The sequence below is a fragment of the Bradyrhizobium sp. Leo170 genome (assembly GCF_004296405.1).
Lineage (GTDB): Bacteria > Pseudomonadota > Alphaproteobacteria > Rhizobiales > Xanthobacteraceae > Bradyrhizobium.
Genome location: NZ_PSRR01000337.1, coordinates 1 through 9,554, shown reverse-complemented (window position 1 = coordinate 9,554; position 9,554 = coordinate 1). Strand labels below are relative to the sequence as shown.

11 protein-coding genes are annotated in these 9,554 nt (G+C 59.5%); 5 read left to right on the top strand and 6 right to left on the bottom strand.

Annotation, left to right across the window (positions count from 1 at the left end; genetic code table 11):
- A partial coding sequence (locus CWO89_RS35750) for an NAD-dependent epimerase/dehydratase family protein (RefSeq protein WP_245476729.1) occupies positions 1–611 on the top strand: 611 nt, incomplete at its 5' end.
- Positions 612–785: 174 nt separating this feature from the next.
- On the opposite strand, the gene CWO89_RS35745 is transcribed toward CWO89_RS35750, so the two are convergent.
- The 6 genes from CWO89_RS35745 to CWO89_RS48965 form a co-directional block, all read right to left on the bottom strand.
- Complete coding sequence (locus CWO89_RS35745) at positions 786–1,196, bottom strand: cupin domain-containing protein (protein WP_080664018.1); 411 nt, start codon at positions 1,194–1,196, stop codon at positions 786–788.
- 452 nt (positions 1,197–1,648) lie between these two features.
- Positions 1,649–2,158: a lipocalin-like domain-containing protein gene (locus CWO89_RS35740; protein WP_130583119.1), complete on the bottom strand. Its 510-nt coding sequence runs from the start codon at positions 2,156–2,158 to the stop codon at positions 1,649–1,651.
- A 542-nt stretch (positions 2,159–2,700) separates the two neighbouring features.
- On the bottom strand, positions 2,701–3,021 hold the full coding sequence (locus tag CWO89_RS35735; RefSeq protein ID WP_028167233.1) for a DMT family transporter: 321 nt from the start codon (positions 3,019–3,021) through the stop codon (positions 2,701–2,703).
- A 108-nt stretch (positions 3,022–3,129) separates the two neighbouring features.
- Complete coding sequence (locus tag CWO89_RS35730) at positions 3,130–3,585, bottom strand: carboxymuconolactone decarboxylase family protein (protein WP_028167232.1); 456 nt, start codon at positions 3,583–3,585, stop codon at positions 3,130–3,132.
- Positions 3,586–3,712: 127 nt separating this feature from the next.
- Positions 3,713–4,432, bottom strand: a complete 720-nt coding sequence (locus CWO89_RS48970) for an aminotransferase-like domain-containing protein (protein WP_283813570.1) — start codon at positions 4,430–4,432, stop codon at positions 3,713–3,715.
- On the bottom strand, positions 4,426–5,133 hold the full coding sequence (locus tag CWO89_RS48965) for an aminotransferase-like domain-containing protein (protein WP_283813569.1): 708 nt from the start codon (positions 5,131–5,133) through the stop codon (positions 4,426–4,428). The genes CWO89_RS48970 and CWO89_RS48965 overlap by 7 nt, the downstream gene beginning before the upstream one ends.
- 201 nt (positions 5,134–5,334) lie before the next feature.
- On the opposite strand from CWO89_RS48965, the gene CWO89_RS35720 reads away from it, so the two are divergent.
- The 4 genes from CWO89_RS35720 (at position 5,335) to CWO89_RS35705 (ending at position 9,520) form a co-directional block, all read left to right on the top strand.
- Entirely contained in the window at positions 5,335–5,988 is a 654-nt protein-coding gene (locus tag CWO89_RS35720; protein ID WP_245476728.1) for an FMN-dependent NADH-azoreductase, read from the top strand.
- Between the two features lie 42 nt (positions 5,989–6,030).
- A complete protein-coding gene (locus CWO89_RS35715) occupies positions 6,031–7,023 on the top strand; it encodes a nitrilase-related carbon-nitrogen hydrolase (RefSeq protein WP_130583118.1) in 993 nt (330 codons plus the stop codon).
- Between the two features lie 406 nt (positions 7,024–7,429).
- Entirely contained in the window at positions 7,430–8,893 is a 1,464-nt protein-coding gene (locus CWO89_RS35710) for an amidase family protein (protein WP_130583117.1), read from the top strand.
- Positions 8,894–8,938: 45 nt separating this feature from the next.
- The gene (locus CWO89_RS35705; RefSeq protein WP_130583116.1) at positions 8,939–9,520 is read left to right on the top strand and encodes a TetR/AcrR family transcriptional regulator; all 582 of its coding nucleotides are present in this window, start codon (positions 8,939–8,941) and stop codon (positions 9,518–9,520) included.
- Positions 9,521–9,554 lie beyond the last annotated feature (34 nt).

Sequence of the window (9,554 nt, the reverse complement as noted above, 5' to 3'; positions counted from 1 at the left end):
CGCTGCGCGCGCTCGGGGCTGACCCGGTCGTGGTCGACGTCTTCGACGCGCCGGCGCTATCACGCGCCGTCGCATCAGCACGCCCCGATGTCGTGATCCATCAGCTCACCGACCTCCCGAAGGATCTTGATCCACGCGAGATGGGAGCAGCGATCGTTCGCACCGCCCGCATCCGTAGCGAGGGAACGCGGAACCTCGTCAGGGCCGCAATTGCGGCGGGGGCGCACCGATTGGTGGCGCAAAGCATCGCGTGGGCCTACACGCCGGGGCCCGAGCCGCACGCGGAGACAGACCCGCTCGATACCGGGGCCAAGGGAGAGAACGGTATCAACATGCAGGGAGTAATCGCGCTGGAAGATCTCACTTTAAAATCGCCGCCGCTCGAGGGCGTCGTCCTTCGCTACGGCCAGCTTTATGGCCCCGGAACCGCTTCGGACCGGCCCTCAAACTCTGCGCCCATTCATGTGGATGCGGCGGCTTATGCCGCTCTGCTGGCCATCGACCACGGCGACCCGGGCATCTATAACATCGCGCAGTCCAACAGACACGTTGCGACCGAAAAGGCACGCGCCGAGCTGGGTTGGACTCCTGATTTTCGTCTTCCGGCCTGACGATTTTCGCACGCGGTCCAGCGCTTAGGCCGTGGCGATGCCTCGGCGCCCGCGACGTTGTGGCGCGTCGCTTGCCAGGCGAGACCGAAAGTGATGGGTGCGCAGTCAGAACGGCGCTGATGACCCGATGCGGACATAAACCCACGCCCTTTCCTCGCCCGACGTCAAAAAGCGCTATTTATGTCCACGCCCTACTAGGATGGTTGGTGGCGCGCCTTTAACTTTTACATAGAAGACAAGTAGTTTTGCGGCCTGCGTCGCACTAGCGTTGCGGCTCACAATGTGGACGTCCGTAGGCGCTTCATAAAAGACCTCACCGGTATTTACGGTTTTTGGGGCTTCACCTTCTACCTGCGTGACGACGCTCCCCTCCAAAACATAGACGAAGAGATCTGCATTATGCCGATGCGGCTCCGAGACTTCGCCCGGAGCGAAGTCGACGACTTCGACCATACCTTCCTTCCCAGGAAAGTCGGGAAGCTCTTTGGCCATCAAAGTTGTTGCTTTTCCGGTCCCTGCGTTGGCGCCAGTAAATGGAGCTGTGGTGCCAAGTGCGAGCAACAGAGAGAGCGCTAATCTGTTCATTGTATGAGCCTTTCCCTTAGAGTGAGCCAGTCTTTAGGCGGTCGCGTACTCGTTAGACTTCATGAACTATTTTGGTTAGGTCCATGATCTACCTCGTGAACTACAACATGAGCGGAAATGCGGGCGGCGGATTGTAAGCCGTATAGACCCTTTTACGAATTGCTCACCGGGAAGGAGCTGCCTTGGCCTAAGGCCGCCTCAGTTGTCGGCCTCTTCCATATCAGGATGTCGCCCATTGGCCCGGCGCGGCTGTTGGCGCCGCGCAGGATATTTCCGAAGATCGGGGGCAACCGGAAGTCCCTGCCGTGAGGCCAAGCGGCGCTTCTGACCCGATTCGGACACCGTGTGCGGACCCACTCACCCGATCACTTCGGGGTACCGAGGCTTGGCTTGCCGGGTCGGGGGAGCCGAGTTCTGAAACCGGTGCCCGTGGCGACAGATTGACCAAAAGATCACTTGGTTGCGCTTGTTGCGCGCTTCAGAGTCACCACAGCAGTACCCCCACGGGATGCCGGTGTAGGGTTCTTATACGTGAGCTCGTCGCCGTTGATCGCGATGAAACGCTTCTGATTCGAATTGTCCCACGCGGGAAAGCTGCCGCCGATAACATGTAAGGATATTGAATGTTCAGATTCATTGACTTTGTAGTCGCCAAACATCGCGATTAGCCCCTCCAGAGCGGCTTCGCTTTCCCCGGCGGTCGGAAAGTCGCGGCGGGCATATTTTGGCCGTCCCGGACGCATGAGATTGATTGAGAAGTGATCTGCTGCATCGAACATGAAATATCCTTTCGGATCGGAACCAAATATTTGCGTTGTTTTCCCGGTCCTTTCATTCACGTTTACAAATGAAATGACGCTCCAAGTGCCTACAAGCTGCTGTTTGAGCGGATCTGCGGCTCCCGCAGATAACGTGCCGCATGTAAGAGCTGCGGCTATCGGAATTGACCATAGTGCTTTCATGGTGCTCCCTCCGGTTTTCAGGAACGTTCCATCTATGAGGGTTGTGGGCTGGCCGCCCAGCTTAGTCTGAGCCTCGAAATCATTGTACGGGGCACTCTGCGGTCAGTGGGGCAATTCATCCCACAATACCGCACCGACGGCCAGCACGGGATTGACCACACCAAGACGCGGGCATGCGTTCGAAAAAGGCAATCGGCCACGCTACGAGCCACTCCGGAGGTTGTTCCAGGTGCGCCCACGATCATGTCGGCGATCTGGCGGAAGCCGTCGAGCGAGAAGGCCGGGGCCTGTGGTGCAAGACAGGACAGCGGTCGTTGGAGCGTTCGGCGTGCCTAGCGTTGCTTATGATCGCGAGAAAGCCGGCAACGAAGGTCCGGTTCTGGCCCTTCGCGACAGTTTGCGCAGCGCGGAGACATGTCCGCAGTTGGGGGTAGACCGGAAGTCTCGGGCTGCCGGCAAACCGGTGCGATTGACCCAAACCGGACACTGGGGCTTGCTGCCGCAAGAGAATGGTCACCCCCTGAACGCCTCCAGCGGCATCCTTAGTTTGCGGAAACAAGTTTCAATCCGATCACGCCTGCCACAATCAAAGCAATGCAAAGCATCCGCGCCGGCGACGCAGAGTCGCCCAGCACTGCGATACCCAGAACCGCGGTACCGGCGGCGCCGATACCGGTCCAGACGGCGTACCCCGTTCCTACGGGAAGTGTGCGGAGCGCCTGCGAGAGAAGAAAGACACTCGATAAACCGGTGGCAGCCGTAAACACCGCGGGTATCAGCAGCGTGAATCCTGCGGACCACTTCATACCGAAGGCGAATCCGATCTCGAGAAGGCCGGCGGAGACCAATATCATCCATGCCATGTGGGTCAATCCATTCGCTGGTCGCCGGGGTTACGGCCTGGCGGCGCTCGTGAGGGGCCCGGATGCGCATGGACGAATCTCCGTGCGCGACGCGTTGCTGATGGCGCCTCAAGCCTTACTGGCGGCGGCAGGGATCGAGCGGAACGAAATTCCCAATCGATTGAACGCGCTCATCAAGCCGATCGCATAGGTGAGGTCAGCGAGTTCCTTGTCGCTGAATTCGCGAGCGGCGGCCTCATAGTCGGCATCGGGAACGCCGGTTTCGGCGACCCGCGTCACAGCTTCGGTCCAAGCCAGCGCAGCGCGTTCGCGCTCACTAAAGACATCCCCTGCGTCGCGCCATACAGGCACCAGCACGAGCTTGTCTGCGGCGACGCCACACTTGAGCAGATCGCGGGAGTGCATATCGATACAGTAGGCACAGCCGTTGATCTCCGACACCCGCAGGTACACGAGATTGACCAGTTGCTTTGGAAGGCCGCTTTTTTGAAGATAAACGTAGACACCTCCGAAAGCCTTGAAGCCTTCCGGTGAAGCCTTGGCGTAATCGATGCGCTTGTTCATGATTGAAATCCTCATCTGGTTGAAGGATTCCATCGTCTCGTATCTTGGCCTATTCAAGAAGGTCCAAGATTGGCCTTTGTAGCTGGGCCATGATTCCAGGCTCCAGAAGATCGGGCCCAAACTGCCGTCACATCAGTTTTAAGATGCGCCGTCCGAAATTTTCGGCCGTGCGCCGAGAGTCAATATTCGTAAAATTCAGAAGAAGGGCCGAAACTCCGTCGTTACGCGTCGTCCAGTCCGTGAGCGCCTCCGCGTACAGATTCTGTTCCCGCATGCTTGCAACGAGCCGGCGGTCTGAACGGTTGCCTCGCAGACGCAAGATCAGGTGCATGCCCCCGGGCTGCAAATCTATGCGCACATATTTTCCCAGCACGCTTTCCAGGCCTGCCGCAGTCGCTTCCCGGCGCTCCGCATAGAGTTTTCGCATCCGCTGGATATGGCGTGCAAAATGTCCCTCACCGATGAATGCAGTGACGATGGTTTGCGTCAGCCCGGGACAGCCCGCCGAAAGGCTTTCAGTGACCTGCTCAAACTGCTCGACCTGCCCTTCCGGCACCACGAGATAGGCGAGGCGGATGCCTGGAAATAGCACCTTGCTGAATGTGCCAGCATAGAGCACCCGCCCATCACGATCGAGGCTCTTCAACGCAGGGAGCGGGCGGCTGACATAGCGGTATTCGCCGTCGTAATCGTCTTCGATGATCCATGCCTTGTTTCGCGCGGACCAGTCCAACAACGCGAGGCGCCGGGGTAACGACAAGGACATGCCGAGCGGGCTCTGATGCGCAGGTGTGACCACCGCCGCGTGCGCCCGGGGCGCCAGCTTGACGGCATCGGAAACTACCATGCCCTCCCCGTCGACGGCACCGAGACGCCTTCAATGTGCATACGGTTAAATATTTCCCGTGTGGGCGGGTATCCGGGGTCTTCGAGCCAGACGCGATTGCCCGCTTTCAATAGGGCATGACCAATCAGTTCAACAGTTTGACGATATCCCGAGGTAACGAACACCTGTGATGGCGAGCAGCTGAGTCCCCGCGAAACCTGGAGGTACCTGGCGATTTCCGCACGCAGCAGCGGCAAGCCGTACACAGGAGGATGGATCATATCAGAAGGCTGCATGGCTCGCACACTGCGCGCGCCAAGGCGCGCCCAGATCTTGCGGGGGAACGCATCCAAGGCCGGCAAGCCCATCTGGAACGGCAGGATGGAATCCGGGCGAAAACTGACAGTGTCGACGTTGGGATTCGGCAGCGGCACCGGGCCAGTAATGGCCGTTCGCGGCTTGAGCTCCGGGCTGACAACGGTCCCCGCTTGCCCCCGTGCCTCGATATACCCCTCCGCGGCCAGCAAGGAATAAGCAGTTTCAATGGTACCTCTGGCCAGCCCCAATTCCTTGGTCAGCGACCGCGCCGAGGGAATGCGGTCACCAGGCTTCAGCATTCCAGTAGCGATAGCGTCGCGAAACCGATCGTAAATTTGCCGGTAGAACGGTGCGGCCGCCGTTGGATCAAGCGGGGAGATTTTTTCAGGTTTCACGGCAGGCATGGCCCGATCCGACCTGTGGAGGAACGAAACCTACTATGCCACAACGGCTCGGATCGGTCTCCACCTCTCGCGGGCTGCAACGCCGAGACTATCGCACGGGCAATCATGGACCACTCGCAAAGCTCATTTATGGCCCTTGGATGCAGGCTGCAATTGCTTATCGTTGATGAACAGAGTTAGACCGCAGCGCTTGGAAAGCAGATGATGAAAATACTGCATTTGATTTGCAGCCCCCGCGGACAGGCATCGGAGAGCTACAGATTATCTCAAAAAATCATCGACTATTTGCTGGATAGCGAGCCCACGGCAACCGTCATCATTCGACCGATCGGCCGCGCCATCGCCGATCTCGATGAAAGCTACGCGACTGCTCTTGGCAGCACCGAGCGATCGTCCGCGGAACTGTTTGCCGAGGGCTCCATGTCCCGGTCAGAAGAACTGATTCAGGAGCTGGAGAGCGCCGATTTCGTGGTCATCGCAACTCCAATGCATAACTTCACGGTGCCCGTCGCTCTGAAGGCGTGGATCGATCACGTCGTTCGAGTCCGTCGAACTTTCAACGTGACTGCCGAAGGAAAACTGGGCGCACTGCGCGACCGTCCAGTCTTTGTCGCGGTGTCCTCGGGCGGAAGATTTTCTGGCGAGCGCACGCATCAGCCGGATTTTCTCACGCCGTATCTGAAAGCTATCCTGAGCACCATCGGCCTGCATGACCTGACGTTCTTCTCCGTTGAAGGCTCGGCCCTTGGTCCTGATGCGTTCGCCAAAGCCCGCACCAGAGCCGATCAAGCGATGCAGGGGTTCTTTCTCCGTTTTGCGCGTAATTCAAAGGCTTCGTTCCAGCAAGTGGTATGAGCAGCGGTCGCATCGATTCAATTTGCATTCGTGGAGAACAGCATGACTATCGTCAAAGCCGCTGCCGTACAGATCAGCCCCGTGCTCTACAGCCGGGAAGGAACGGTGCAAAAAGTAATTCAGAAGATCGGGGAACTCGCCAAGCTGGGGGCTCAGTTCGCCACGTTCCCCGAAACGGTGGTGCCGTATTATCCCTACTTCTCATTCGTGCAGACCCCTTTCGAGATCAGAACCGGCAAGGAGCACCTCAGGCTGCTCGATCAGGCGGTAACGGTACCCTCGGCCACTACAGAGGCTATCGCCGAGGCTGCGAGGCGGGCCAGGATGGTCGTGTCGATAGGCGTCAATGAGCGGGACGGCGGCACGCTCTACAACACGCAATTGTTGTTCGACGCAGACGGCGACCTAATCCAGCGCCGTCGCAAGATCAGTCCCACTTTCCATGAGCGCATGATTTGGGGCCAGGGCGACGGCTCCGGGTTGCGCGCGGTGGACAGCGCCGTCGGTCGTATCGGCCAGTTGGCATGCTGGGAGCATTACAATCCGCTGGCGCGCTACGCTTTGATGGCGGACGGCGAGCAGATCCATTCGGCGATGTATCCGGGTTCATTCGCAGGTGACCGATTTGCCGAGCAGACACAAGTCAATATCCGTCAACACGCCCTTGAAGCCGGCTGTTTCGTCGTCAACGCAACAGCGTGGTTGGATAGCGAACAGCAAGCGCAGATCATGAAGGACACCGGGTGCAGCATGGGACCAATCTCCGGCGGCTGCTTCACGGCAATCATTTCGCCCGAAGGTGAATTGATCGGCGAAGCCCTCCGTTCCGGTGAAGGTCAGGTGATTGCCGATCTCGATTTCGCGTTGATCGATCGGCGCAAGCAGCTCATGGACTCGCGCGGCCACTACAGTCGACCTGAAGTTCTCAGCCTGGCCATAGACCGCACAGCGGCGGCGCACATCCATGAACGCGGTACGCATCCTTTGCCGATCGTCGTTAAGCCAATTGATGAAGATAAGGTCGAGGCAGCTTAGTGCGGGCGCAATTGCGCGAGGGTGTGTTCTTTGGAGGTCCGGGCTGCAAATCCATTGTGCTCGTATTGAATGGCGGACTCCCGGCGCTCAGTTCGGTCACCGACACGTCCGTTCCTGGCCCATCAGCGAAGTGGCGAGACGCCTCATTGAGGTCTGCTCCCTGAGGCAAGGCGGACCAAATTTGCTCACCTTGAGTTCTTCTCATCTTGACCCGAAGCGGACGTTGTCTTCCGACGCTTGGCTGCTCTATCCGCCGGCCCAATCTATTCACGCTTCTGTGTCCCGGCGAACGCAGACGCCCATTGAATTACGATCGTAAGTTTATATTATGATCGTAATGGCATCGAGCCGAGCCGCTGTTTGGGCGGCTGCAAAATGCCGCACACAGGCCCTTTGCGAGGACTCCATGAACGACGGCAGCATCATTTCGGGTCGTAGCGCACCGCAAGAATTCTTAGACCCCTCGCTGGGGCTCGCAGAGGCTGCAGCAGCCATTCGTGAAGGCACCATCACATCCGAAGCCTACGCTGCCGCGCTTCTGCTTCGCGCCCGAACGCTTGACGAACTCAACGCCTTCATCACCATCGATGAAGCGGCCGTGTTGGAGGCCGCGAGGGAGGCTGACAAGGCACATGCCGCCGGATCGGTGGCTCCGCTGCTGGGCGTGCCGCTTGGGGTGAAAGACAGTTATTTGACGAAAGGGCTGCCTACGAGCCTAGGTCTCGATAGCCTCGCTAACTTCGTGCCGCGCGAAGATGCGGACGCTGTCCGCGCCATCAAGGGTGCCGGTGCCTTCGTCTTTGGGAAAAACAACCTCGTCGAGATGTCTTACGGCTTGACCGGTCACAACGCACGCTACGGCCAGGTCAAGAATCCGCACGCACGAGATCGCGTCTCGGGCGGCTCCTCGAGCGGCTCCGCCGCAGCTGTGGCAGCGGGCCTTGTTCCCGCGTCGTTGGGCGGTGACACCGTCGGGTCGATCCGCGTGCCCGCATCCTTCTGTGGGGTCGTGGGATTCAAACCAACGACCAGACGTTGGCCGCGCAACGGCGTTGCTCCGATCTCCCATACGCTGGACACGACGGGTGCATTTGCCCGAAGCGTCGAGGACTGTATTTTGCTGGATCAGGTCGTGATGGGTGAACAGGCGGTCGAACTCCCCGACGGCGGCCATGATCTCAAGGGAGCCCGACTGGCCTTCGCGCCCCGACAGTTCCTCGATCTGGTGGACTCGGAGGTCGAGACGCGGTTCCGCGAGGTGGTTAGGCGGCTGCAGGACGCCGGCGCCGAGGTCGTTGAGGTCGACCTTGGCGACGACTTCAACGCCCTCGTCCAGACCGCGACTTGGGGCATCTTCGCTTACGAGACGATGGGCGCAATTTCGGAATTCCTTCGACACCACGACATTCCGACCACGTTCCAGGCGATCTACGACGGGCTCAAGCCCCAACTTCGGCAAGCATGGGGGCACATCGTTCTGCCGGGCGGTGCGGGTGCCGTGTCGGCAGAGGCATATCAGACTACGCTCAACGTAAGCCGGCCTGAAATCCAGCGCCGTCTCGACAAGGCGTTCGCCACCGACGGAGCGCAGATCATTCTGCAACCAACCACACCATGCACCGCGCCCTTAATCGAGGAGCAGGCGACCGTCCGTATTGCGGGGCAGGACGTCAGCTACCTCGCCTTGGCGAACCACACCGTCTCAGCGAGCAGTGTGGGACTGCCGGGTATCAGTATTCCCGTTGGGCTATCTCGCGCCGGGCTGCCGATTGGCCTTGAACTTGACGCCCCTTTAGGAAGCGACCGTACGCTTTTAGCCCTCGCCCGCAAGATCGAAGGCGTTCTGGGAGACGAGCCGACCGCGATCTGAACGCGTAGCTTTTGGCGTGTGGAGACATGAGGGACTCGAGATAAGATGCGGTTCGAGAAAGGTCATAAGTTGGCGACACGACGCCACATCGTCGATGTGGCATCGAAATGCATGCGCCGGGACGGCATCTCCTCCACCGGGATTGCCGGGATTATGGGCGAGGCCGGCCTGACCAAGGGGGCATTCTCTCCGCACTTTGAGTCCAAGGATGCGCTTGTTCGCGAGGCGCTGGCGCGCGCGCTTGGTGACCAGCAGCGTTGCCTTGATGAAGATCAGCTCAAGGGCCTGGACCTCGAAGGCGCGATCCGGCGATACTTGAACCGCGCGCACCTCGAAGCGCCCGCGGAAGGTTGCCCCTCCGCGACGTTGCTTCCGGAAATCGCGCGCCAGCCGGAGAACACCAGGCAAGATTACGAGAAGGCGCTTGGAAGCTATGTTGCGACTTTGGCGTCCTTGCTCCCCGGCGCAGATTCAGCATCGAAGCACCGTCGGGCGAGGGCCATCTTCGGCCTCATGGTGGGCTCGCTACAGTTCGCGCGGGCCGTACCCGACGCTGCCGAAGCGCAGCAAATTCTGGATGGCGGCATTGAAGCCGCGTTGCACTTGGCGCGAGCTCCATCATCCTAAATCAGAGGCTCCGGTCTCCGATGTCAGCTTCTGG

Excerpts from the sequence above, each read along its gene's own strand:
- CWO89_RS35745 (WP_080664018.1), bottom strand. The coding sequence starts at position 1,196 with ATGAACAGATTAGCGCTCTCTCTGTTGCTCGCACTTGGCACCACAGCT.
- CWO89_RS35740 (WP_130583119.1), bottom strand. The coding sequence starts at position 2,158 with ATGAAAGCACTATGGTCAATTCCGATAGCCGCAGCTCTTACATGCGGC.
- CWO89_RS35735 (WP_028167233.1), bottom strand. The coding sequence starts at position 3,021 with ATGGCATGGATGATATTGGTCTCCGCCGGCCTTCTCGAGATCGGATTC.
- CWO89_RS35730 (WP_028167232.1), bottom strand. The coding sequence starts at position 3,585 with ATGAACAAGCGCATCGATTACGCCAAGGCTTCACCGGAAGGCTTCAAG.
- CWO89_RS48970 (WP_283813570.1), bottom strand. The coding sequence starts at position 4,432 with ATGGTAGTTTCCGATGCCGTCAAGCTGGCGCCCCGGGCGCACGCGGCG.
- CWO89_RS48965 (WP_283813569.1), bottom strand. The coding sequence starts at position 5,133 with ATGCCTGCCGTGAAACCTGAAAAAATCTCCCCGCTTGATCCAACGGCG.
- CWO89_RS35720 (WP_245476728.1), top strand. The coding sequence starts at position 5,335 with ATGATGAAAATACTGCATTTGATTTGCAGCCCCCGCGGACAGGCATCG.
- CWO89_RS35715 (WP_130583118.1), top strand. The coding sequence starts at position 6,031 with ATGACTATCGTCAAAGCCGCTGCCGTACAGATCAGCCCCGTGCTCTAC.
- CWO89_RS35710 (WP_130583117.1), top strand. The coding sequence starts at position 7,430 with ATGAACGACGGCAGCATCATTTCGGGTCGTAGCGCACCGCAAGAATTC.
- CWO89_RS35705 (WP_130583116.1), top strand. The coding sequence starts at position 8,939 with ATGCGGTTCGAGAAAGGTCATAAGTTGGCGACACGACGCCACATCGTC.